The sequence below is a fragment of the Vibrio iocasae genome, assembly GCF_042245395.1.
GTDB classification, from domain to species: Bacteria; Pseudomonadota; Gammaproteobacteria; order Enterobacterales; family Vibrionaceae; genus Vibrio; species Vibrio iocasae.
Window position 1 is genome coordinate 378,035 of record NZ_CP145310.1, and the last position, 23,553, is coordinate 401,587.

Annotated in this window: 19 protein-coding genes; 12 read left to right on the plus strand and 7 right to left on the minus strand. The window is 44.7% G+C overall.

Annotated features, from left to right (window positions below; genetic code table 11):
- Positions 1-658: 658 nt before the first annotated feature.
- From SNR28_RS01730 to SNR28_RS01740, 3 genes are all read left to right on the plus strand, one after another.
- Entirely contained in the window at positions 659-2,347 is a 1,689-nt protein-coding gene (locus SNR28_RS01730) for a methyl-accepting chemotaxis protein (RefSeq protein ID WP_375749299.1), read from the plus strand.
- 14 nt (positions 2,348-2,361) lie between these two features.
- Positions 2,362-2,748: a hypothetical protein gene (locus tag SNR28_RS01735; RefSeq protein ID WP_375749300.1), complete on the plus strand. Its 387-nt coding sequence runs from the start codon at positions 2,362-2,364 to the stop codon at positions 2,746-2,748.
- Between the two features lie 117 nt (positions 2,749-2,865).
- Positions 2,866-4,218, plus strand: coding sequence for a methyl-accepting chemotaxis protein (locus SNR28_RS01740; RefSeq protein ID WP_375749301.1), 1,353 nt, complete (start codon positions 2,866-2,868; stop codon positions 4,216-4,218).
- 129 nt (positions 4,219-4,347) lie between these two features.
- Here SNR28_RS01740 and SNR28_RS01745 read toward each other — a convergent pair whose 3' ends face one another.
- From SNR28_RS01745 to SNR28_RS01770, 6 genes are all read right to left on the minus strand, one after another.
- Complete coding sequence (locus tag SNR28_RS01745) at positions 4,348-5,250, minus strand: hydroxymethylglutaryl-CoA lyase (protein WP_375749302.1); 903 nt, start codon at positions 5,248-5,250, stop codon at positions 4,348-4,350.
- Complete coding sequence (locus tag SNR28_RS01750; protein WP_375749303.1) at positions 5,231-7,267, minus strand: acetyl/propionyl/methylcrotonyl-CoA carboxylase subunit alpha; 2,037 nt, start codon at positions 7,265-7,267, stop codon at positions 5,231-5,233. Before SNR28_RS01750 ends, SNR28_RS01745 begins: the two co-directional genes overlap by 20 nt.
- A complete protein-coding gene (locus SNR28_RS01755) occupies positions 7,260-8,042 on the minus strand; it encodes an enoyl-CoA hydratase/isomerase family protein (RefSeq protein ID WP_375749304.1) in 783 nt (260 codons plus the stop codon). The genes SNR28_RS01750 and SNR28_RS01755 overlap by 8 nt, the downstream gene beginning before the upstream one ends.
- 113 nt (positions 8,043-8,155) lie before the next feature.
- On the minus strand, positions 8,156-9,763 hold the full coding sequence (locus SNR28_RS01760) for a carboxyl transferase domain-containing protein (protein WP_375749305.1): 1,608 nt from the start codon (positions 9,761-9,763) through the stop codon (positions 8,156-8,158).
- Positions 9,764-9,854: 91 nt separating this feature from the next.
- Positions 9,855-11,024 carry an isovaleryl-CoA dehydrogenase gene (locus SNR28_RS01765; protein WP_375749306.1) on the minus strand — a complete coding sequence of 390 codons (1,170 nt, stop codon included), beginning with the start codon at positions 11,022-11,024 and terminating at the stop codon, positions 9,855-9,857.
- A gap of 46 nt (positions 11,025-11,070) precedes the next feature.
- Positions 11,071-11,457 carry a MerR family DNA-binding transcriptional regulator gene (locus tag SNR28_RS01770; RefSeq protein ID WP_375749307.1) on the minus strand — a complete coding sequence of 129 codons (387 nt, stop codon included), beginning with the start codon at positions 11,455-11,457 and terminating at the stop codon, positions 11,071-11,073.
- A 205-nt stretch (positions 11,458-11,662) separates the two neighbouring features.
- Here SNR28_RS01770 and SNR28_RS01775 point away from each other — a divergent pair, with 205 nt between their 5' ends.
- From SNR28_RS01775 to SNR28_RS01805, 7 genes are all read left to right on the plus strand, one after another.
- A complete protein-coding gene (locus tag SNR28_RS01775; RefSeq protein ID WP_375749308.1) occupies positions 11,663-12,841 on the plus strand; it encodes a thiolase family protein in 1,179 nt (392 codons plus the stop codon).
- 51 nt (positions 12,842-12,892) lie between these two features.
- Positions 12,893-14,386: a CoA-acylating methylmalonate-semialdehyde dehydrogenase gene (locus SNR28_RS01780; RefSeq protein WP_375749309.1), complete on the plus strand. Its 1,494-nt coding sequence runs from the start codon at positions 12,893-12,895 to the stop codon at positions 14,384-14,386.
- 82 nt (positions 14,387-14,468) lie between these two features.
- The gene (locus SNR28_RS01785; RefSeq protein WP_375749310.1) at positions 14,469-15,623 is read left to right on the plus strand and encodes an acyl-CoA dehydrogenase family protein; all 1,155 of its coding nucleotides are present in this window, start codon (positions 14,469-14,471) and stop codon (positions 15,621-15,623) included.
- Between the two features lie 38 nt (positions 15,624-15,661).
- Positions 15,662-16,438, plus strand: a complete 777-nt coding sequence (locus SNR28_RS01790; RefSeq protein ID WP_375749311.1) for an enoyl-CoA hydratase — start codon at positions 15,662-15,664, stop codon at positions 16,436-16,438.
- Between the two features lie 10 nt (positions 16,439-16,448).
- Positions 16,449-17,573, plus strand: coding sequence for an enoyl-CoA hydratase/isomerase family protein (locus tag SNR28_RS01795; RefSeq protein ID WP_375749312.1), 1,125 nt, complete (start codon positions 16,449-16,451; stop codon positions 17,571-17,573).
- A gap of 21 nt (positions 17,574-17,594) precedes the next feature.
- Positions 17,595-18,485, plus strand: a complete 891-nt coding sequence (mmsB, locus tag SNR28_RS01800) for a 3-hydroxyisobutyrate dehydrogenase (protein ID WP_375749313.1) — start codon at positions 17,595-17,597, stop codon at positions 18,483-18,485.
- Between the two features lie 9 nt (positions 18,486-18,494).
- Positions 18,495-19,253: an SDR family oxidoreductase gene (locus SNR28_RS01805; protein WP_375749314.1), complete on the plus strand. Its 759-nt coding sequence runs from the start codon at positions 18,495-18,497 to the stop codon at positions 19,251-19,253.
- Between the two features lie 85 nt (positions 19,254-19,338).
- On the opposite strand, the gene SNR28_RS01810 is transcribed toward SNR28_RS01805, so the two are convergent.
- Positions 19,339-19,614: a DoxX family protein gene (locus SNR28_RS01810; RefSeq protein ID WP_375749938.1), complete on the minus strand. Its 276-nt coding sequence runs from the start codon at positions 19,612-19,614 to the stop codon at positions 19,339-19,341.
- A 216-nt stretch (positions 19,615-19,830) separates the two neighbouring features.
- Between SNR28_RS01810 and SNR28_RS01815 the strand changes: the two genes are divergently transcribed.
- The gene (locus SNR28_RS01815) at positions 19,831-20,928 is read left to right on the plus strand and encodes a spermidine/putrescine ABC transporter substrate-binding protein (RefSeq protein ID WP_375749315.1); all 1,098 of its coding nucleotides are present in this window, start codon (positions 19,831-19,833) and stop codon (positions 20,926-20,928) included.
- 32 nt (positions 20,929-20,960) lie between these two features.
- Entirely contained in the window at positions 20,961-23,480 is a 2,520-nt protein-coding gene (locus SNR28_RS01820) for an EAL domain-containing protein (RefSeq protein WP_375749316.1), read from the plus strand.
- Positions 23,481-23,553: the final 73 nt, after the last annotated feature.

A 23,553-nucleotide genomic window follows, 5' to 3' on the forward strand; every position in this document is an offset into this window, starting at 1 on the left:
TTTGGTCATATCATGGTTGTTATTTAACCGGTATGGCTGTGTATTGTGATGTGTTTATCACTGAAAATTAAAAGTATATTTATCTTAATATACATTAAGATAAATATACGTCAGGTTTTAATTAGCTCTCGGCCAAATGTGATGTATTTAATTGTGATAAATTATGAAGATATATTTCATATTATGAACAAATTGGCTCTTGAGCAAATTGAGTCTGTGTATGGAACTTTGAGCCAAATGAAGAGGTATTACTATATAATAACTGTTACATCAAGGCTTTATTTAGTCTTCAGTTTACGAAAAACACCATTCAAATCATTTTTCAACATAAATAGTAATAATGAGCGCTATATTTATTTGGAAATTAATAGTAGGTGTAAAAGTAGAGATATAATCCGTATATACAAAGGCTATATTAGTCGTGAGATAAACAACATCTGATTGAATATTCACGCTTGAAACATGATCTAGGTTAATTTTGTCTGTTTTGTTTTAATATTTATTGCTGTATAGTTTTTCTATATAAACACAGTTTTTAATATTTTATTAAATATGGTAATGAGTGGAGTTGTTCTGATATTACCATGCTGCGTTATAATGCTATTTACTTAAATTTCCCCCTTACAAATTCACTTATAATTATAAATGAGAAAGTGTTATGAGCAATTTTTCTATGAAATTCAAGTTTCTATTAGTCGCTTTGATACCAATGATCATTGCAACAACTGTCACGTTAGCTATTGTCATTAATCTACAGGCTAAAGCCTTAGATATCGATATTAAAAACTTCCACAACACTTTAATAAAAGAGCGAAAAAGTAATATTAATGACACCGCTTCAGTAGCAACCGCTGTTGTTGAAGAGGTAGTTGAAAGAATGGGCACCGGTGAAGACGCGAAGGAAGCTGTCCGGCTTGCCCTATCGAAAGCGCGTTACTCGGATAATGATGCAGGCTACTTTTTCATCTTTGATAATAACGGTACTTTTATTGTCCATAGCCTGAAGCCTCAGGTAGAAGGCAAGCCAGGTATGGGCCTTACCGATCCAAACGGGATAAAAATAACCGTAGAGCTACAAAAACTCGCAAAAAAAGGTGGCGGGTTTGTTGAATACATTTATGACAAGCCAGGTTACAGTCAACCTCAGCCCAAAATCGCTTACTCTTCACCGATTGCAAACTCCGGAGGATGGTTTTTAGGGACAGGGCTATATACGGATGACATCATTGCAGCGACAGAGAAATTTAGTGCAGAAGCTGAAACTCGTATGTATCAGCAAGTAACGACGGTTGTGGTTACTACTATTGTGCTTGTTGTCATTGTCATCGGGCTTATGTTTTATATCTCTTCTAAAATTACGGCACCTATTCGTTCAATGCTTGCCAACTTTAAAGATATCGCGAACGGTGACGGTGATTTAACTATTAGAATCAATGCTAGTGGCTCAGATGAAATTGCTCAGTTAGGTAATGCTTTCGATCAGTTTATTGCAAAACTCCACACAATAATGTCGGACGTGTCAGATGCAACCTATCATGTAACAAGTGCGGCTTCTTCTATCAACACGCAGACTTCTAAATTACAGCATCAATTAGAAGAACATAATCATGAAACTGAGCAGGTTGTAACAGCAATAACAGAAATGAACTCTACCGCACAGGAAGTGGCTAGAAATACCAATGAAGTAGCGAGTGCCACCAACAACGCAAATCAGGACTCTCAAAATGCACTTCGTCTTGTAGATGTCTCTAACAAGTCCATCTCTTCTCTAGAGAGCAACGTGGAGAGAAGTAATGACAATATGAGTTCGTTACAAGAGCAGTCTCATAAAATTGATAACGTTCTGAAAGTCATTGGAGAAATTGCTGAGCAAACAAACCTGCTTGCATTAAATGCGGCGATCGAAGCAGCTCGTGCCGGAGAGCAAGGACGCGGCTTCGCTGTGGTTGCAGATGAAGTTCGCAGCCTTGCCAGCAGAACACAGGACAGTACTCTCGAAATCAAACAGATGTTGGATGAGTTACATAGCTATGTACAACAAGCCGTTATATCAATGAATGAGAGCAAAGTTTCATGCGGAGATGTAGTTAGTTCTTCCTCTGACATTACGGAGGGACTGAACTCAGTAGGAAATGCTGTTGAGGCAATAAATTCAATGACGGTGCAGATAGCAACGGCTGCTACGCAACAGAGCTCGGTCACTGATGAGATTAACCAGAATCTTGTCGCAATCAGAGAGATTGTGTCATCACTGTTAGAGTCAAGTCATGATTCTAGTGTTGTTGCAAATGAACTGGCTGATGCCGGAAAAGCGCTCAATGAGTTGGTTGGACAATTTAAGTTGTAAATAGGGATATAACCATGTCAATCAGACAGATGCTGGCTTCCATAACCATCCTTATTGCCTTGGGATTAGCGACTCTGATGTTAAGTACTCAAGCTTTAGTTTTAAAGATTGAGCACTCTATCGAGGCTTCTAGGTATGTGGCTGAGCTGAAAGCGAATATGCTAATGCTCCGAAAAAATGAGAAAGACTTTTTAACGAGAAAAGAACTCAAGTACCAGGATCAATATGAATCCAATTACCGAGCCCTAATTACCAGCTTATCAATACTGGATGATAAATTGTCTCAGGCAGACATCGAGTTCGGCAGTTTATCTCAACTTACTGGTGCTTTTGAGCAATACAAAGAGGGGTTTCACAAGTTAGTTGCTATCCAGCAGCAGTTAGGGCTGGACGAAACCTAAGGCGCTTATGGAGAGCTAAGGCAAGCTGCGCGAGATTTACAGGTTCTGATAGAAGAGACAAAGCAAACAGAGCTTTCACGTCAGTTATTGCTTCTTAGGCGTCATGAGAAAGATTTCATGCTTCGTTTGAATATGAAGTATATGGAGAAGTTCAGCAAGCAGTTCAATGAAATGCAAATGACGATGGACTTGGATCCCGCTGTAGAGCAAGTTATTTCATCTCAATTAGTGCAGTATTATCAGGCATTCGAGCAGTTTGTTACCTTGTCTAAGCACAAAGGTCTAACGGAGAATCAAGGCCTTCTGGGAGAGCTTAGGAACGCAATAAAAACCACGGAATCACTCCTGGATAACGAAGCAAAGCACATTGAAGAACAAATCGTTTTAGCAAGAGAGAATACAAGATTCATGCTTACATCACTGAGTATTGGTTTTGCTTTACTGATAAGTGCCATTGTTTTGATCGTAGCAAGAACGATAGCCAAGCGTTTGAAATGTGTCACCAGTACTATGGACGATATTGCTAAAGGAGAGGGTGATTTAACGGTAAGGTTAAATGACAAGGGTAAAGATGAACTAGCTGAGCTCGGAAAAGCATTCAATACATTTGTACAGAAAATCCATTTCACGGTGAGCTCTGTCGCTCAATCAACTGAGCAACTTTCTACGACGTCAGAGGAAATGGCGGTTGTGATGGTTCAGGCGAACGAAGGTGCAAGGAAGCAGCAAAACGACATCAATCAAATAGCCGCTTCACTTGAAGAAATGAATACCACAGTTTTAGATATTACCAGGAATTCAAATCAAGCCGAATCTGCAGCCATAGAAGCAAAACAAGAAGTGCATCTTGGACAGACAATATCAGAGTCAAGTATTGATGATGTTCGTACCCTTGCTAAAGATGTGGGCAGTACAACTGACGTTATTGATAAACTGGTTAAGCGTAGTCAGAGTATCAGTGAAGTTTTGAGTGTGATTCAAGATATCGCTGATCAAACGAACCTGCTTGCCCTAAATGCAGCAATTGAAGCCGCAAGAGCGGGTGAATCCGGAAGAGGCTTTGCCGTTGTTGCAGATGAAGTTCGAACATTAGCTGCAAAAACTCAAGTGGCTACCCGAGAAATTCTTACCATTACAGAGGGTATTCATTCTGACGCTGATACCGCAACTAATGTAATGAGTATTAGCGAACAACAAGCCCGGAGTACTGTAGAGCAAAGTCAGCGCGCTAATGATGCGTTAGCAAATATTACAAGAGCGGTACAACTGGTTAATGATATGAACCATCAAATTGCTGCCGCAACGGAACAACAAAGCCAAACTAGTAACGCAATTACTAAAAACATGCAGAGTATTAGTGAGATAGGTGAAGAGTCAGCGGCTGGTATGAGTCAAATTTCATCGGCAAACAAAGAACTCGTACAGATGACGTTAGATTTAAAAAATCTGGTTGGCCAGTTTAAACTTTAATCTGGTCATTAAATTTGCTGGCTAATTAGTGTTGCTAGTTAGCCAGCAAATTCTGATTCCAAATAACAGTGGCTGTAATATTTGCTGTTGATATTTGGGATATTAAAAACGCCTGCGGCTCTTCATTATTTACAAACTATATGGGTCTCCCAGCGCCAGCGACACTTTTGAAGAAGGCGTTTTCCCTAAAGCCTGACAGATTCGCCAGCCAGCCTGATTGACTAGGTCGATGTCGACACCAGTTTCAATTCCCAACTGATTACAAAGATAGAGCACATCTTCGGTTGCTACATTTCCACTGGCGCCTTTTGCGTAAGGGCATCCACCCAGACCGGCTACTGCACTATCGATAGTATTGATTCCCATCAGCAGAGCCTGATAAATATTAGCAAGAGCCTGCCCATAGGTGTCATGAAAATGCACTGCTATTGCATCCTTCGGCAGCCTTTCTAAAAGCGAATCCAGAAGAGTGATGACCTTATTCGGTGTGGCTTTCCCTACCGTATCCCCCAGAGAAATCTCATAGCAGCCCATATCAAACAGTGTGTTCGCAATGTCGGTGGTTTGTTTAGCGTCAATATCACCTTCGTAAGGGCATACCATAGTGCAGGAGAGGTAACCTCGAACCGGGACATTGAGTGCTTTGGCTTTGGCTACCACTGGTTCAAAGCGTTCCAGGCTCTGAGCGACACTACAATTGATATTTTTTTGGCTAAAAGACTCGGATGCAGAACCAAATATCGCAACCTGCTTCACTCCAGCTTCCAGCGCGCGTTCCAGACCCGCCATATTTGGTGTTAGCGCACTGTATATGACGTCAGGTCGCTGAGATATCTGAGCGAATACTTCTGCAGAATCTGCCATTTGAGGCACCCATTTGGGAGAGACAAAAGAGCCAGCCTCAATATGCTTCACGCCACTTTCACTGAGTTGATTGATTAGGTTTACTTTGTCACTCAGTGTTACCGCTGACTCGTTTTGCAATCCGTCTCGGGCACCCACCTCAACGATATTAGCCTTCGCTGGTAGCATGTTCGGCCTCCTTGTCTTGCTCCTGTAGGCTGGCGACTGAAGAGAGCTTAAGAAGCTCTGCGCCATGTGGCACCTGGTCGCCCAACTGATACTGGATATCTTCGACAGTGGCTGCTTGCGTAGCGGAAATGGTGTACTCCATTTTCATTGCTTCCAGAACCAGTAATGCCTGACCTTCTGAAACCTTATCGCCCTTTTCAACCATGATAGCGGAGATGATTCCGTTCAATGGTGCGACTGGGTTGAGTGCGTCTTTGCTATCTCGCTCAGACTCAAAGGTTGGCTGGTGGCTGAAAGAGTGCTGCTGCCCCATGTAAAACAACGCAGTGTGGCTGTCATCAACCAGTGCATTGAAGACAACACGTACGCCGTCAATATCGATAGAAATATGGTGTTCGCTGTCCAGAACACGCACCTGATAGTGTTGATCATCGAGATGCACATTTATTAACGAGGAAGATGCCGAGCCAAGTGCTCCTGAGTCGAGTTTAAGAATGACTTCGTTGTTGGATTGACTACAAGTGAAGTTAAATCGATTGATGTTTTCTACTGACAGTCTAAATCCCTGATTCAAAGGTGATACGGACTTTTGTTGTTTTGAGAGTGATTTCCAGCGAGCTACTGCCGCCAACGTTAACCAGACGGATTTGGAAATATTCTGAGCTTCTTCGATGCCGCTTTGATGAGTCACTAAGAAACTAGTGTCCAGTTCAATATTGGCAAAAGCAGGTTGTGAGATGATGCTGTGCAGGTAGCCAATATTGGTGGTGATACCACTGATATGATAGTTTTTAAGTGCACTTTTTAGCTGTTTGAGTGCGATATTTCGATTTTCGCCCCATACAATCAATTTACTGATCATCGGGTCGTAAAATTCACTAATCGCATCACCTTCAACGATGCCACTGTCTAATCGAACATAGTCATTTTGTGCCGGTTCAGCCAGATATTCAATGCATCCGGTAGAGGGCATAAAGTCATTGTTCGCATCTTCAGCGTATATCCGTAACTCCAGCGCATGACCTTTGTGCTTCACGTCTTGCTGACGAATGGGAAGTGGCTGATGGTCAGCAACCTGTAGCTGCCACTCAACCAGATCGATACCCGTAATCATTTCCGTCACCGGATGCTCTACCTGAAGTCTGGTGTTCATCTCCATAAAGTAGAACTCTCCGCGGCTGTCCAGCAGAAACTCAACTGTACCTGCGCCAACATAGTCAATTGCGCGAGCGGCTTGTACGGCGGCTTCACCCATTTGCTTTCGCAGCTGATCAGATAAACCGGGCGCCGGTGCTTCTTCGACGACTTTTTGATGGCGACGCTGAATAGAACAGTCGCGATCCGAAAGGTAAAGGCAGTTTCCATGTTCATCAGCGAAGACCTGCACTTCAACATGGCGCGGCTGCAAGATACACTTCTCAATCAAAAGCTGGTCGTCACCAAAGCTTGATAACGCTTCTCGCTGTGCACCATGAATCGCTGCAGGCATCTCTTCAACATTGTTTACAACCCGCATCCCTTTACCACCACCACCTTGAGTGGCTTTTAACATGACCGGATAACCAATTTTTTCTGCTTCCGCTATCAGATGTTCGACGCTGTTATCTGCACCGTGGTAACCGGGAACCAAAGGTACATTCGCATCAGACATGATTGCTTTAGCCTGAGACTTGGAGCCCATCAGGTTTATTGCATTGGCAGAGGGGCCAATGAAGGCGATGCGGTTGTCGATACATGCTTGCGCCAATCTGGCGTTTTCAGACAAAAAACCATACCCCGGATGAATGGCCTCTGCCTGCCACTTCGTGGCAGCGCGAATAATGGCATCGACATCAAGATAAGATTCACTCGCTGGAGAAGGGCCAATATACTCCGCGTAATCAGCCTGTTTAACATGAAGAGCGCTACTGTCTGCATCGGAATAGACAGCAATGGTTTCTATCCCCAACTTTCGGGCTGTTTTTATCACTCTGCATGCAATTTCGCCGCGGTTGGCGATGAGTATTCTTTTAAACATGATTCCTCCAGTTGGCGGTACGCTTTTCAAAGAAAGCAGTCAGTCCTTCTTGCCCTTCTTCAGATATTCGAATGGATGCAATTGCCTGACTGGTGTGTTCAATTAATGAATCATCAATAGGTTTATTGTGGCAATGCAGACAGAGTGCTTTGGCGACTTTCATTGCGTTTGGTCCGTTTTGTAACAGATTACCGAGGATGCTCTTGGCCTCACTGAGTGGGTTTGGCGAGATCTGATGGAGAATGTTCAGTGATAGTGCTTTTTCCGCATCGATTTGCTCAGCTGTCAGGAAATAACGCCTGCTTTGCCTCTGGCCTATGCTTTTAATGACATAAGGGCCAATTGTTGCGGGTATCAAGCCTAACTTTACTTCGCTCAGGCAAAAGCGACTTTCGGGTGTACCAACCGCGATATCACAACAGCAAATTAAGCCAAGAGCCCCACCGAATGCGGAACCTTGCACAAGAGCGATAGTTGGTTTGGAGAAGGTATCCAACTTATTTAGCAGCGAGGCGAGTTGTCTGGCATCTTCCAGATTCTCTTCTTCTGATTTGCTGGCCATCGACTTCATCCATTGCAGATCGGCACCTGCTGAGAAGTGTTTGCCTTGTGCTGTGAGAACTAGAGCACTGAGAGAAGTGTCTTGCTCAAGTTCATCAAGTACCTGTATCAGAGAAGCGATAAGTTCATCATTGAACGCGTTATATTTTTCAGGCCGGTTAAGGCTTAGCCAAGCGACGTTGTTGCTGTCTTTTTCAAGCAGTAGTCCTGTCATGTGACGTCCTGTGTCGATTTTTTGTTTTCACTAAAGCCATCATTGTTGGTGGAGGATTTAGTGGGATTTCTAGAGGAGTTGTACTCCTGGTCACTAAGTTATTGCCGTAGCGGTTACATACGGAAAACACCAAACTTGCTATCTGGAATCGGCGCATTCAGTGCCGCTGATAAAGCGATACCCACTACATCCCGGGTCTTAGCCGGGTCGATGATCCCATCGTCCCATAGTCGCGCACTGGCGTAATAAGCATGGCTTTGAACCTGATACTGCTCAGAAATTGGTTTCTTAAATGCCTCTTCCTCTTCTGTACTCCAGCTTTCGCCTTTTCGTGTTTTGATGTCTCGGGTGACTTGTGCCATAACGCCTGCAGCCTGATCCCCGCCCATTACCGAAATACGTGCATTGGGCCACATCCACATCATGGTTGGATCGTATGCTCGTCCACACATGCCATAGTTTCCGGCTCCGTATGAACCTCCGATAACAACGGTGAACTTAGGTACGTCAGCACAGGCAACAGCAGTAACCATCTTGGCTCCATGCTTTGCTATGCCTTCAGATTCGTATTTTTTCCCCACCATAAAGCCGGTGATGTTTTGTAAAAACAGAAGCGGGATCTTTCGCTGTGCGCACAACTCAATAAAATGGGCGCCTTTTTGGGCAGACTCTGAAAACAGGATGCCGTTATTGGCCACAATACCTATGGGCAGACCATGTATATGAGCAAAGCCGCAGACCAGTGTTTCCCCAAACAGAGCTTTAAACTCGTCGAATCTGGAGTCGTCTACGATGCGGGCGATGACCTCTTTTGCATCAAACGGCTTTTTGAGGTCGGTCCCTACAATTCCGTACAGTTCCTGCGCGGGATACTTAGGTGGTTGAGGAGTTTGTTGCCTGAGTTGGTTAGGTTTTACAAAGTTGATTTGAGAAACTGCCTGCCTTGCTAGTTCGAGTGCATGATGATCATTTTCTGCATAGTAGTCAGCGACACCTGAAGTACGACAGTGCACATCCGCACCACCCAGATCTTCAGCACTTACCTCTTCACCTGTCGCTGCCTTTACCAGTGGAGGGCCAGCGAGAAAGATAGTGCCTTGCTCTTTGACGATGATTGATACATCGCACATCGCAGGAACGTAAGCCCCGCCTGCGGTGCACAATCCCATAACGACAGCAATCTGGGCGATCCCTTCGGCAGACATGCGAGCCTGATTGTAGAAAATGCGCCCGAAATGTTCTTTATCTGGAAATACCTCATCTTGTCGTGGCAGGTTTGCACCACCCGAGTCAACCAGATAGACACAGGGAAGGCGGCATTTTCTGGCAATCTCCTGCGCGCGTAAGTGTTTTTTAACGGTAAGAGGGTAGTAGCTTCCGCCTTTTACTGTAACGTCATTAGCGACAATCATGCATTCGATGCCGTCTATTTGACCGACACCCGCAACAACGCCAGCGCAAGGTACATAATCAGGGTAGACATCCCACCCGGCAAACTGGCCAATTTCCAGAAAAGATGAACCGGGATCGAGTAGAGCTAAGATTCGCTCTCTGACCGGAAGTTTTCCTTTCTTGTGTTGGTGTTCACGTGCCTTTTCACCACCGCCATCTTCAATTTTGGATGTTACCGTGTAAAGTTGGTCAACTAATGCAGCCATCTCGCGGTAATTTTCATGATACTGCTCAGATTGAGTATTTATGTTTGTTGTTAAACAAGTCATAAGTTGTTGTTCTCCATTTGAGCGACAAACAGCGCGGCTTGTCGCTTCATTTGAATCGATTTATAAACTATGGATTTGGATTCGAGCTGGGTTATGCGCTCTCGTTGAACAACTCTCGACCGATTAACATACGTCTTATCTCGGAAGTACCCGCACCTATCTCGTAAAGTTTGGCGTCACGAAGTAGGCGTCCGGTATCAAACTCATTGATATAACCGTTTCCTCCTAATAATTGAATAGCGTCTAATGCCATTTTCGTGGCAAGTTCAGCGCTATATAGAATGGCACCTGCGGCATCTTTACGTGTGGTTTCACCTCGGTCACAAGCAGAAGCAACGGCATAGACATAAGCCTTTGCGGCATTCATCTGGGTGTACATATCGGCAACTTTAGCCTGAACCAACTGAAACTCACCGATAGACTGTCCAAACTGTTTTCTGTCGTGGATGTAAGGAACAACAATGTCCATACACGCCTGCATAATACCAAGCGGTCCGCCTGCCAGAACGACGCGTTCGTAGTCCAGACCACTCATCAGAACTCGAACGCCTTGATTTTCCTGACCCAGAATATTCTCAGCAGGTACTTCGCAGTTTTCAAAAACCAGTTCACAGGTATTCGAACCTCGCATTCCCAGCTTGTCCAGTTTCTGAGCTTGTGAAAAGCCAGGAAAGCCCCGTTCGATAATGAAAGCGGTGATCCCTTTGGCGTTCAGACTTGGTTCGGTTTTGGCGTAGACAACATAGGTATGAGCATCTGGACCATTGGTGATCCACATTTTGTTGCCATTTAACAGATAGATATCGCCTTTGCGTTCCGCGCGTAACTGCATAGAGACAACATCAGAACCTGCTCCGGGTTCACTCATTGCGAGCGCACCAATATGTTCACCGGAAATGAGTTTAGGCAGGTACTTTTCTTTTTGAGCTTGTGTGCCATTGCGGTGGATTTGATTGACACAAAGGTTGGAGTGAGCACCGTAACTGAGTGCGACAGAGGCTGATGCCCGGCTGATCTCTTCCATGGCGATGACGTGAGCAAGATAACCCATGTCGGCACCACCAAATTCTTCTTTACTGGTAACCCCTAAAAGCCCCATCTCACCGAGCTTCGACCAAAGGTGATTTGGGAATTCGTTTGACTGGTCAATAGATTGAGCCAGAGGAGCGATTTCACTCGCTGCGAAACTGTTTACCTGTTCGCGTAACAGGTTAATGTCTTCATCGTAAACAAAATTCAGGGATGTGTAGGTCGATTTCATTGCGTATCCTTGCCTATACGCCACCTACATATCCGATGAAGAATTGTCAGGTGGCTTCTTTACCATTCATGGCTTTTAATGTGTTTTCACATCGCAACTTCGCAGCATTTAACTCAAACATAACCGCATTAATGTCGTTCGCCTGCTGCTGCAGTGTGGCCTTCTTATCTTCAATTAACTGAATCATGTATTGCAGTTGTTCAGTGTTTTGATCGGTATCGTAAAGCTCAAACAGCTCTTTGATATCGGCCAGAGAAAAGCCAAGACGTTTCCCTCGCAAGATAAGTTTCAGTCGAATTCGATCACGGCCATTGTAGATTCTGGTATTTCCCTTCCTTTCTGGTGCCAAAAGCCCCAAGTCTTCGTAGAAACGAATGCTTCGGGTAGTAATGTCGAACTCTTTAGCAAGCTCACTAATCTTGAATGTATTCATACTTAACCTACGACTTTTGTATAACCTAACTATGAATATACAATTCGTTAACGTTTAAGTAAACAAGTTCAGCGGCTTCGAAGCCTTTAAATTACAGTCTCTAAGCAAAAAAAGAGAAATTATTAAACAAACAATAACCTCAAACTTGACGTTAACGTAAATGTTAGTATAGTTATTACTCAAACGTCAACTAAAGGTTAACAAAATGAAAAATGAAACATGGATTGTTGCCGCTAAGCGTACGCCAATAGGTGCTTTTCAAGGTGTGTTTTCGTCTACAGACGCCACCCTGCTTGGGGCGCAAGCGATCAAAGGAGTGCTTTCAGAAAGTCAGTTGGCTGCTGACAAAATCGATGAAGTGCTGATGGGGTGTGTACTGACAGCGGGTGTCGGACAGGCACCTGCACGTCAAGCCTGCATTAAATCTGAAATGCCATTATCAATTAGTTGTACGACTTTGAACAAAGTTTGTGGTTCGGGAATGAAGACTGTGATGCTAGGGCACGACTTGATTCAGGCGGGAAGCGCTAGAGCAGTTATTGCTGGTGGTATGGAAAACATGTCGTCTGCACCTTACTTGCTTAAAAAGGCACGTAGCGGTTTCCGATTAGGTCATGAGCAGGCGCTCGATCATATGTTCTTTGACGGCTTGCAGGATGCTTATGAAGGAGAACTCATGGGTGTTTACGCTGAGCAAACTGCTCAGAAGCATGAGTTCAGCCGGGAGAGTATGGATAGATGGGCTCAGCAATCTGTAAGCCGGGCACAGAACGCAATAAAACAAGGGCTGTTCAAAGAGGAAATAGTGCCTGTTTCTATAAAAAGCAGACGCGAAGAAAAGACCATTTTCGATGATGAGCAGCCGGGCAAGCTGGATATCGACAAAATTCCTACATTACGTCCGGCTTTTTCTAAAGACGGTGGCGTGACGGCTGCTAACTCCAGTTCTATATCAGACGGTGCATCCGCCATATTGTTAGCAGACAGCGAGTTCGCCAAAAAAGAAAACCTGGAACCTTTGGCGAAAATTGTCGGGCATACGACCCATTCCAGAAAACCACAAGAATTCACCATTGCTCCTAAATACGCCATTGAAGATTTACTGGAAAAAACGGGTTGGGACAAATCTGAAGTTGATCTATGGGAAATCAACGAAGCCTTTGCGGTAGTTACACAATACGCAGTTCGAACATTAGAACTGGATGAAAACAAGGTTAACCCTCGTGGAGGCGCATGTGCGCTCGGGCACCCAATCGGAGCCAGCGGTAACCGAATACTGGTTTCATTGATTCACGCATTAAAGCAGTCCGGTGGTAAACGCGGGATCGCATCATTGTGTATTGGCGGGGGAGAAGCCACCGCCATCGCAATCGAAATCTGCTAACTAACTCAGTAATTCAGACAAAAACTAATCTGACAATACAAGGATGTCATCATGACAGAACAAGTAAAACAATATATAGGTGGTGAGTTTTCAACATCTGATTCAAAGAAGTGGCTAGACGTAACCAACCCTGCAACCAATGAAGTGATTGCGCAAGTACCTTGTGCGACGGAATCAGAGATGGCTGCTGCAATCAGCAGTGCTTCTGACACATTTAAAAAGTGGAAGGAAGTCGCCGCACCAGAACGTGCTCGATTGATGCTTCGTTATCAGCACCTGTTAAAAGAGCAACATGACGACATTGCTGTCCTGCTTTCCAGTGAAACCGGAAAAACGCTGGCGGACGCAAAAGGCGATGTCTGGCGTGGTATCGAAGTGGTAGAGCAAGCGGCTAACATTTGTAACGCCCTGATGGGGGAAACTGTTGAAAACGTTGCAACCAATATCGATGGTTACTCATATACGCAGCCGTTAGGTGTGTGTGCGGGCATTACCCCTTTCAACTTTCCGGCGATGATACCGCTCTGGATGTTCCCCATGGCGATCGCTTGTGGCAACACGTTCGTTCTTAAACCGTCTGAGCAAGTTCCGCTGACGGCAATGAAACTGGCTGAGCTTTTTGAAAAGGCTGGTGCTCCAAAAGGGGTTTTACAGATTGTTCATGGTACTAAAGAGCAGGTAGACCGAATCCTTACTGACCCGGTAATTCGAACTATCTCATTTGTCGGTTCTGCCAATGTAGGTGAATACATCTATAAAACCGGTACCGATAACCTCAAACGCGTTCAGTCTTTTACCGGTGCGAAAAACCATATGGTGATTATGCCGGATGCCAATAAGCAGCAGGTCATCAATAATCTGGTCGGCGCGTCGGTGGGTGCAGCGGGTCAGCGCTGTATGGCGATTTCTGTGGCTCTGTTTGTTGGTGAAACCAAAGAGTGGATCCCAGAACTGAAAGAAGCCCTTTCTCAGATTCACCCAGGTGCGTGGGATGATGAGCGAGCGGGTTATGGCCCTCTTATCAGCCCTCAGGCAAAAGAACGTGTGGTTAACCTAATCGAAGAAGGTAAAGCAGCTGGCGCAAACTGTGTGCTGGATGGTTCGGATTGCCAGGTAGACGGATTCCCTGATGGAAATTGGGTTGGCCCAACACTGTTTACCAACGTCACGAGTGATATGTCGATTTACAAAGAGGAGATTTTTGGTCCTGTTTTGCTGGCGATGGAAGTAGAAGACCTTGATGAAGCAATCGAGCTTATCAACGCAAATCGATTTGGCAACGGAACCTCTATCTTTACCGCGAGTGGTGCGGCAGCAAGAAAATATCAACACAACATTGAAGTGGGTAATGTTGGCATCAATGTGCCCATTCCAGTGCCATTACCGTTCTTCTCTTTCACTGGCTGGAAAGGAAGTTTCCATGGGGATCTGCACGCCTATGGTAAGCAGGCGGTTCGCTTCTATACAGAAACCAAAACCGTCACAGCGCGTTGGTTTGAAGATGACATTCCAAGCGGTCCAAATATGACCATTCAACTTAAGTAACAGTGAATTAAGGATATTGCCAGGAGGTTGTTGGAGCCTGGCCTCAATCAATTTGAAATCGAACAGGACTTAGGAACTTAATATGGACTTTGAACTGAACGAAGACCAACTCGCTTTTGCGGATGCTGCTAAGCAGTTTTCGGATCAGATGCTGGCTCCTCACGCAGCAGAGTGGGATGAGAAGCATATCTTTCCCAAAGATGTGATTCGCCAGGCTGGGGAGCTTGGCTTTTTGAGCATCTATACTCCCCCGGAACTTGGTGGACTAGGTTTGTCTCGACTGGATGCCGCCATCATATTTGAACAACTCTCGATGGGGTGTACTGCTACCACAGCTTTTATGACGATTCACAATATGGCTACCTGGATGATCACCAGTTTTGCCAAACCTGATGTTGCGGACCAGTTTGCCGCAGATTTGGTTTCCGGAGAAAAACTCGCATCCTATTGTTTGACTGAACCCAATGCGGGATCTGACGCTGCATCACTGACAACCAGTGCAGTACGCGATGGGGATGATTTTGTACTAAACGGTGCCAAAGTCTTTATCTCGGGTGCAGGGGACACCGATGTGTTGGTGGTCATGGCTCGCTCTGTTGGTGAAGGCGCTGGTGGAGTTTCGGCATTTATTGTTCCGGCCGATAGCGAAGGCATTAGCTATGGGAAAAAAGAACCTAAGATGGGTTGGAACTGTCAGCCGACCCGAATGATTACCTTCACGAACGTACGTATTCCGGCTCAATACCTTTTGGGTGAAGAAGGCGAGGGATTCAAGTTCGCCATGCTTGGATTAGATGGTGGCCGAATTAATATCGCGACCTGTTCTATCGGGACCGCGCAGCAAGCATTAAATGAAGCAAAGCAGTACATGACTGAACGTAAGCAGTTTGGACGGACATTGGCTCAGTTTCAGGCGCTTCAGTTCAAATTGGCAGATATGGCGACAGAGCTAGTAGCGGCAAGACAAATGGTGCGTTTGGCAGCATTTAAACTGGATTCTCAGCACTCTGAAAAAAGTGCGTATTGCGCTATGGCAAAACGTTTTGCAACAGACGTCGGTTTTAAAGTCTGCGATCAAGCGCTGCAAATTCATGGCGGTTACGGATACATAAAAGAGTACCCAGTTGAGCGCCATTTCAGAGATGTCCGAGTACATCAGATTCTTGAAGGCACCAATGAAATCATGAGGTTGATTATCTCAAGGCGCTTACTTGCCGAGGGTGTTGAGCTGTTATAGCCATCGTCTGAGAAGGAACTCTATAAAGGATAAAAGTCATGACAGAGAACATTAAAGTTGAGATTGATTCACACATAGCAACACTGACAATCCGCAACCCTCCGGCGAATACATGGACGCTGGATTCATTATCTGAACTGAAAAATTTGGTTGAGGAGTTGAATCAAAATAAAGCTGTGTATGCGCTGGTGCTTACCGGAGAAGGTGATAAGTTTTTCTCAGCAGGGGCGGATTTAAAAACCTTTGCTTCAGGAGATAAAGCCATGGCGGCTGACATGGCTTTGGCGTTCGGTGAGGCGTTTGAAACCTTGTCAGATTTCGATGGTGTTTCGATAGCAGCCATCAACGGCTACGCCATGGGTGGCGGACTGGAAGTTGCCTTGGCATGTGATTTACGTATCGCAGAATCACAGGTTCAAATGGCGCTTCCGGAAGCCTCTGTTGGTTTACTTCCGTGCGCAGGAGGAACCCAGAATTTGACAGCTTTAGTTGGTGAAGGTTGGGCAAAGCGAATGATTCTCTGCGGAGAGCGGGTAACCGCTGATAAAGGACAGCAAATCGGCCTTGTTGAACAGGTGGTAGAAGCAGGAGAGGCGTTAACGGCTGCGCTAGAGTTAGCTCGTAAAGCGGTACAACAGTCTCCGAGTTCTGTTTCGGCTTGTAAGACATTGATTCAAAACCGAAGAAGCCAGACACATGTGTCTGGTTTGGTACTTGAACGTGAGTTGTTTTTGCAGTTGTTCAATACCAAAGACCAGTCAGAAGGTGTGAACGCTTTCCTTGAAAAGCGCAAGCCTAACTGGATAAACGGTTAAAGGAGGCGTTATGGCGGGAAAAGTAAATTCTTCTCGTATCGAGTGTATTGATGGTTCCGTTATTGGTGTGTTGGAGCTGGACAATCCGGAAGCACTCAACGCACTGAGCTACGGGATGATTGAGCAACTCTATCATCAATTAATTGAGTGGCGGGAAGACGAAAGCATTGTTGCAATCTTCCTTCATGCCAGTGGTGAGAAAGCGTTCTGTGCTGGTGGTGATATACAAGCTATCTATCGTGCGCTGGAAAACAAGGAACAGCATTTTGATGCCGCTCAGAAAGAGATGGAGACATTTTTTATACTGGAATACCAATGTGACTACCTTATTCATACTTACTCCAAACCCATTATTGCTTGGGGACATGGCTATCTGATGGGAGGTGGTGTCGGATTGTTTATGGGGGCCAGTCATCGAGTAATAGACAATACAACCCGTTTCGCGATGCCGGAAACCAAGATCGGGTTATATCCTGATGTGGGCGCGACCTACTTCCTAAACAAGCTGCCTAAGCATCTGGCAATGTTTATTGGTCTGACTGCCTGTCAAATCAATGCGGCTGATATGAAAGGGCTTGGTTTATGTCACTGGGTTGCTTCATCAGAACAAAAAGCAAATCTATTGAATCAATTAACGGATATTGGCTGGCAGAGTGAAAGCAATATTGCTGAGAAATTAGACTCAATACTTGCGGCAATTGAGTGTCAAGATATCGGCTCTGGATGGTTAATGGAACATGAAGAGTCTATCGCCGAACTTTGTACTGGTAGCCTGTCTGAAATGGTTCAGGCGATTGATGATGTTGAAACCGAAGATAGATGGTTCAGCGGCGCGCAGAAATCTTTGAGATACAGCAGTCCGCTGTCACTCAATATCCTTTATCAACAACTCACCAGTTATCAGGGAATGACTCTAAAAGAGTGCTTTGACCTTGAATACAATCTGACACTGAGATGTGGCTTGGAAGGGGATTTCAGAGAGGGGGTTCGTGCTCTCATCATAGATAAATCAATGGACCCGAAATGGTTGTATAGCGATGTTTCTGAAGTGTCTGAAAGGTTATTGAAGCGCTTCTTTGCCCCAGTTGACTCTTCGGAGTTCCCACTAACTAATCCCCATTTAGAACCAGCATAACGTTACAAGGATGAACAGAATATGGAAAAAATAGCATTTATCGGTCTTGGCAATATGGGCTCGCCAATGGCTAAGAACCTGTTAAAAGCCGGGCTTAATGTAGAAGTTTATGACCTCAATAAGGCGGCAATAGAAGAGCTTCAGATATCAGGTGCAGCCAGCGCTGATTCTGTACAACAGGCAGTTCAGAATGCCTCTGTAGTTATCACCATGCTTCCCGCAAGTCCGCACGTCAAAAGCGTATATCTCGAAGAAGGTGGGATTTTGGATGTGGCAGAACCGGGAACCTTGCTCATAGATTCGTCGACTATTGACCCAGCGACAGCTAAGTTAGTTGCTGGTGCAGCAGAGAAAAAAGGGCTTAACTTCGTTGATGCTCCGGTCTCTGGCGGTACAGCAGGTGCTGCGGCCGGAACACTCACTTTTATTGTTGGTGGCACGCAAGAAAACTTTGTGCAGGCGAAGGAAGTGCTTAGCCATATGGGCAAGAATATTTTCTGCGCCGGTGATGTAGGCGCGGGGCAAGTGGCCAAAATCTGTAACAACCTGATGCTGGGTATACTGATGACAGGTACTTGTGAGGCGTTGAATCTGGGGATCGAAAACGGCCTAGACCCGAAAGTTCTGTCGGACATTATGCTTCAGAGCTCAGGCAGAAACTGGGCGTTAGAACTCTACAATCCATGTCCTGGTGTTATGGACAATGTGCCGTCGAGTAATGGTTACCAGGGTGGGTTTATGAGTCAGCTCATGGCGAAAGATTTAGGCATTGCAATGGAAGCCGCTGTTGCTAGCCAAAGTTCAACTCCGATGGGTAACCTGGCTCGTAATCTGTTTAATTTTCATAATGGTCAGGGCAACGGACAGAAAGACTTTTCTAGCCTGTTTGAGTTCTACCAGAAACAGGCATAGGACGTACTTATGGAGTTAGTGAATAAGGTAATAGCGATTACAGGAGCCGCTCAGGGGTTAGGGAAACAAATGGCCCTCTCCCTGGCAGAAAGTGGTGTGAATTTAGCACTGATCGATCTCAATCAAGATCAACTTGATGAGATTAAGAGCCAATGCGAGACAAAGGGGGTTACTGTTCGGAGCTATGTTGCTGACGTAACTAATGAGCAGCAGGTCTGTGCAGCCTTCGAACAGATTGGTGCTGAGTTTAACGGGCTCAATGGTGTCGTTAATAACGCAGGCATCATGCGTGATGGAATGTTAATGAAGGTCAGGGACGACGAGATCAGCAGTATGTCTCTGGAGCAGTTTCAGTCGGTGATAAATATCAATGTAACTGGCACTTTTCTCTGCGGCCGGGAAGCGGCCAAAACAATGATAAACACCAAGAGTGAAGGTGTGATTATCAATATTTCCAGTGTCGCTCGTGCAGGAAATATAGGGCAAACAAACTATTCAGCTTCGAAAGCAGCTGTCGCGGCAATGGCGACAGTGTGGGCAAAAGAGCTAGGACGATATGGTATCCGCTCTGTTGCTATTGCTCCCGGTGTTATAAAAACTGCGATGACCGATCAGATAAAGCCCGAAGCGATGAAACGTTTGGTTGGTATGATCCCTGTTGGCCGTCTGGGCACTGCTGAAGAGATCGCATCTACTGTAAAATACGCATTAGAGAATGAATTTGTGACCGGAAGGGTGCTTGAAGTGGATGGTGGAATAAGGATGTGACCTCTGGACACGAGTCAGAGACGTTTAGATACTCTGACTCGTGTGGGTTTCATCGTTTTTTTATTTAGGGATTCAATGTCCCTTATTACCTTTCTGGGCGCAGTGCGTACTTACCCGGGCCCAACAACAAGATTGCAATGGAAGCGAAAAGGTATGTACCTATACCTTCTGCGGCCCATGCCCCGAACTTGTTGAGGGTAAACAGTGTGTCCGGGAACATTAGCCACATTACTACAACACAAGTACCTATCAGGAATGTAGATGCCATGCGCGTATAAATACCGAGAGCAACGAGGATCGGAGCGACTACTTCACCTAAGTAAACGGCATAAGCAAAAAAAGCGGGTAATCCAATTTTGATTCAAGCTTTGTAATCATTTCGTTCGTATGAAACCTGTATCTCTTTGTGTAGCTTGATGAATATAAAAATAACCCTGTAAACACTGGTGTTATTGGGCTGAGATAATGAGCGATGCGATGAAAATATTTTGGTGATTAGCGTTTATCTGGCCTACGCTGAATGTATAGGGAAATTTCTGTTACATATATTTAACAAAAAACACGTACCGGAATAAATATGAACAATAGAATGGATTCTATGGTTTCGAGAACCCGAAGTACCAGTGGTTTGCACACGCTCGTTTTCGCCATGATGCTCATTTCCAGTTACAGCTTTGCGAGTACAACTTCGCAACTCACATTCCTGACCTGGGGAGACTACATTGATCAGAATGTGGTAGCTCAATTTGAAATGGAGCATAACGCTAAGGTTAACTTTGTTTACTTCGAATCAGATGATGGTCGAGAGGAAATACTTACGACCTATGGCCCTACTGGTTACGATTTGATGATGGTCGATTCTGTTGCCGCTCCTTTTTATAAGAAGTTAGGTTGGGTAAAGGAGTTCGATATCGCCAAAGCGCCTAACCTGAGACATGTGGCATTACCACGCATTGCAGGTTTGTCGGAAAGAGAACGAGTATGCAGTCCATACTTTTGGGGAACCACTGGTATCGCATACCGTAAGGACAAGTTAAAGGAACCTATCAACAGTTGGAAGCAGTTGTTTGAACCATCGCCGGATCTCCAGGGTAAGATCTTGATGCCAACGGTAGCGAATGAGGTTGTCGGGGTAGCGTTGAAATACCTGGGTTATTCAATGAACAGTAACGATGCAGCCCAACTTGAACAAGCTCGTCAGGTGTTGTTGAAACAAGCCCCTATGGTTACTAACTATTCTCATGTTGTTGTCGATACTAGTAAATCGAAGCTAGTTACCGGAGAAGTTAATGCGCTGGTCACCTATAACGGGGACGCTTTGATGCTGAAGGAGGAACAACCATTAATTGAGTATGTGTTGCCAAAAGAAGGAGGGGCTATTTGGGCTGATTTGATCTGTTTATCGACAGGAGCAAAAAATCCAGACCTCGCTCATAAGTTTGTCGACTTCATTAACGACCCTGAACAAGCGGCAACAAATGCTATGTATGTTTATGGTGCAAGCCCAAACCGAGCAGCTGAAAAGTTATTGCCTTCAGAGTTTCTGCAAAATTCTCTGATATATCCTGATATACAACGTCTTGAGAAGTCAGAACTTGGTGAGCCGCTTGCTCCAAGCACGATACGAAAACACAGTTCCATACTAAATGAGTTGATTCACCTGAAGAGCAAGTAGTACCTCTTCTTTAGGTTGGGTAAGTAATGCCTATGAAAGTAAGAACGCAAATTACATTAAGTATTATTCCAATCATTTTGATTCAAATGATCGTGTTGACCGTGCCTTCAATTTGGTTTTATCAAGAATTTATTAGTAACAAAGTCGAAGACTATATACAGGACTCGGTTTCACAAACTCGATCTGCATTTTCAGTAAAAATTAACAGCATTAAAGCCGATAGTGCGATGCTTTCCGAGAACGTTGTGTTGAATAGGTATCTTAGAACTGAAGATGCAGGGATAAGAGCTTATGTCATGCATAAAACTTTGATAAAGGAGTTTGCTTCTTTCCGGCGGATTCATCCTGAGTACGTCGAGGTATCATTGCTTACACCCGAAGGTTTTGACGAAGTTTCACTACGTAAAGCGGACTCTCTCGATAAGCCCTCTCAAACACCAGAATCTGAGTACTATAAATTGATTGCCGGCTCTCCCAATGAACACGAGATATTAGCAACAGAAAACCCTGATATAGGTGAGTGGGTATTGGTATCGATAAGAAAGTTGTACCAGCAGGACCTTACGGTAGAACAGGTTGAGAAATCGCCCGATATTCTTAAAGGTTACTTAGTTATCAAGGTGGTACTAAATTTTATTCATACCTTTATCCATGATAATCAACTGGGAAACACTGGCTTTACAGCGCTGCATGATGAGTGGGGTAACCCGATTGTTTCGAAAGGAGAGAATATTGATTCCAATACTGTCCAGTCATCACTCAAATATGCAATGGAAACCGATCATGAGCTGCTGCATAAAGGTATTAGACATGGTGACAATGAGTATGTCGTTGGACATACGCACCTTGTCAGTAACCTTTACTATACTATTGGCTGGCCAGAGTCAGAGTTGAACGAAACACTTATATCTACCTCTATCCAAATGATAGTGAGTGATATTTTGGTATTACTTGCTTGTGGCTTATTTCTTTACTGGTATTTACACAAAAAGCTGGTTGCTCCTATTTTGGAGTTACAATTGGCGGCCCAAAATATGGGTAGTGGCAATCGAAACTGGAGTTTCCGCAGAAATGTTGCTGACGAGTTATGTTCACTTGCCCGTTCTATAAAAGAGATGGGAGAGGGACTGATAAGGCAACAGCAAAAGATGAGAGACATCGCCTACGTAGATAGTCTTACTCAACTTCCAAACCGTTTATATCTAACAGAAGAGCTTGAACGGAAGTTTAATAGTAGCAAATCGAATTCTGATATCGCTCTGCTATTCATGGATCTGGATGGGTTTAAACATGTCAATGATACGGAAGGACATGAGATCGGAGACGAAGTTCTGGTAACCGTCGCCAGAAGACTCAGATACACCTTACGCAAAGCAGATGTCATTAGTTATGTGAATGAAGATGAACGTTTAGACTACAACGTTGCACGCCTGGGAGGTGATGAGTTTACGGTTATTTTGTATGGGGTTCGGGAGCGGAGCAATGTCATACCTGTCGTGGAACGGATATTAAGCTCCTTTGAAGATCCAATAGCGATTGCAAACAAGAAAATTCGTATCGGGGCAAGTATCGGGATTGCTCTGAGCAATGAAAACATCAATAACGCCTCAGATATCATTAAGTGCGCTGATATCGCAATGTATGACGCAAAAACAAATGGCAAAAATACTTACCGCTTTTTCTCTGAAGATTCGGCAAGAGAAGCACTTAAAGTTCATGAGTTAGGAGAGTCACTTATGAACGCCATCAACGGTGGTCAGCTTACGGTTGCTTATCAACCTCAGTATTGTTCTCAGACACGGAAATTGGTGGGTTGTGAAGCTCTTCTACGTTGGAGACACCCGCAAGATGGATGGATTCGCCCGGATGTGTTTATTCCTATTGCTGAAGAAACAGGCTTGATAAACCAAATTGGCCAGTGGATATTGAACAGGGTATGCCTTCAGATTACTCAATGGCAGAAGTTGGGGTTCGATGTTCCAAGAGTTTCAGTCAATGTATCTAATGTTCAGTTTGCATCGGGCGATGTTCACAAGCTGGTTTTGAACTGCCTCGATACGTATAACCTTAGCCCGAGACACCTAACTATCGAAGTTACCGAATCAAGTATCATGCAAGGGAATGAAACGGTAAATCAGTTAATGAAGTTGCAGCGGGATGGTTTGCGTATTTCATTAGATGATTTTGGTACAGGGTACTCCTCATTAAGTGCACTAAAGGGACTGCCCATCGATGAGCTGAAGATAGACAAAAGCTTTATAAGCGATATAGATAAAGAAGGTGATGGTCAGGCTATCGTATCCGCCATTATCGCAATGGCACAACGTCTTGGGTTGGAAATTGTTGCAGAAGGGGTAGAAACGAAGGAAGAGTACTCATTTTTACAACGAAAAGAGGCAGATATCATCCAGGGATATTACTTCTCCAAGCCGCTTGTGAAAGATGAGCTTTGTAAATTGTTGCCAGTAAGCAAGACTCAGAAAAAGAGACAGCATTGGAAGATCCGACATGGTATTCGTCAGTTAACGAGGCGAAGTTCTCAACTAACCTAGAAGAGCAAATGATGCAGTATGATTCTAATGAGCATACTGCATCCAATTCTTATATCAGCTAACTAAAGCGTAC

What these genes read in the sequence shown, in the direction of transcription:
- SNR28_RS01795 (WP_375749312.1), top strand. Translation starts at nt 16,449, where the DNA reads ATGGCGGGAAAAGTAAATTCTTCTCGTATCGAGTGTATTGATGGTTCC.
- SNR28_RS01775 (WP_375749308.1), top strand. Translation starts at nt 11,663, where the DNA reads ATGAAAAATGAAACATGGATTGTTGCCGCTAAGCGTACGCCAATAGGT.
- SNR28_RS01745 (WP_375749302.1), bottom strand. Translation starts at nt 5,250, where the DNA reads ATGCTACCAGCGAAGGCTAATATCGTTGAGGTGGGTGCCCGAGACGGA.
- SNR28_RS01790 (WP_375749311.1), top strand. Translation starts at nt 15,662, where the DNA reads ATGACAGAGAACATTAAAGTTGAGATTGATTCACACATAGCAACACTG.
- SNR28_RS01740 (WP_375749301.1), top strand. Translation starts at nt 2,866, where the DNA reads ATGCTTCGTTTGAATATGAAGTATATGGAGAAGTTCAGCAAGCAGTTC.
- SNR28_RS01750 (WP_375749303.1), bottom strand. Translation starts at nt 7,267, where the DNA reads ATGTTTAAAAGAATACTCATCGCCAACCGCGGCGAAATTGCATGCAGA.
- mmsB (WP_375749313.1), top strand. Translation starts at nt 17,595, where the DNA reads ATGGAAAAAATAGCATTTATCGGTCTTGGCAATATGGGCTCGCCAATG.
- SNR28_RS01770 (WP_375749307.1), bottom strand. Translation starts at nt 11,457, where the DNA reads ATGAATACATTCAAGATTAGTGAGCTTGCTAAAGAGTTCGACATTACT.
- SNR28_RS01765 (WP_375749306.1), bottom strand. Translation starts at nt 11,024, where the DNA reads ATGAAATCGACCTACACATCCCTGAATTTTGTTTACGATGAAGACATT.
- SNR28_RS01820 (WP_375749316.1), top strand. Translation starts at nt 20,961, where the DNA reads ATGAAAGTAAGAACGCAAATTACATTAAGTATTATTCCAATCATTTTG.
- SNR28_RS01815 (WP_375749315.1), top strand. Translation starts at nt 19,831, where the DNA reads ATGAACAATAGAATGGATTCTATGGTTTCGAGAACCCGAAGTACCAGT.
- SNR28_RS01805 (WP_375749314.1), top strand. Translation starts at nt 18,495, where the DNA reads ATGGAGTTAGTGAATAAGGTAATAGCGATTACAGGAGCCGCTCAGGGG.
- SNR28_RS01780 (WP_375749309.1), top strand. Translation starts at nt 12,893, where the DNA reads ATGACAGAACAAGTAAAACAATATATAGGTGGTGAGTTTTCAACATCT.
- SNR28_RS01755 (WP_375749304.1), bottom strand. Translation starts at nt 8,042, where the DNA reads ATGACAGGACTACTGCTTGAAAAAGACAGCAACAACGTCGCTTGGCTA.
- SNR28_RS01735 (WP_375749300.1), top strand. Translation starts at nt 2,362, where the DNA reads ATGTCAATCAGACAGATGCTGGCTTCCATAACCATCCTTATTGCCTTG.
- SNR28_RS01785 (WP_375749310.1), top strand. Translation starts at nt 14,469, where the DNA reads ATGGACTTTGAACTGAACGAAGACCAACTCGCTTTTGCGGATGCTGCT.
- SNR28_RS01730 (WP_375749299.1), top strand. Translation starts at nt 659, where the DNA reads ATGAGCAATTTTTCTATGAAATTCAAGTTTCTATTAGTCGCTTTGATA.
- SNR28_RS01760 (WP_375749305.1), bottom strand. Translation starts at nt 9,763, where the DNA reads ATGACTTGTTTAACAACAAACATAAATACTCAATCTGAGCAGTATCAT.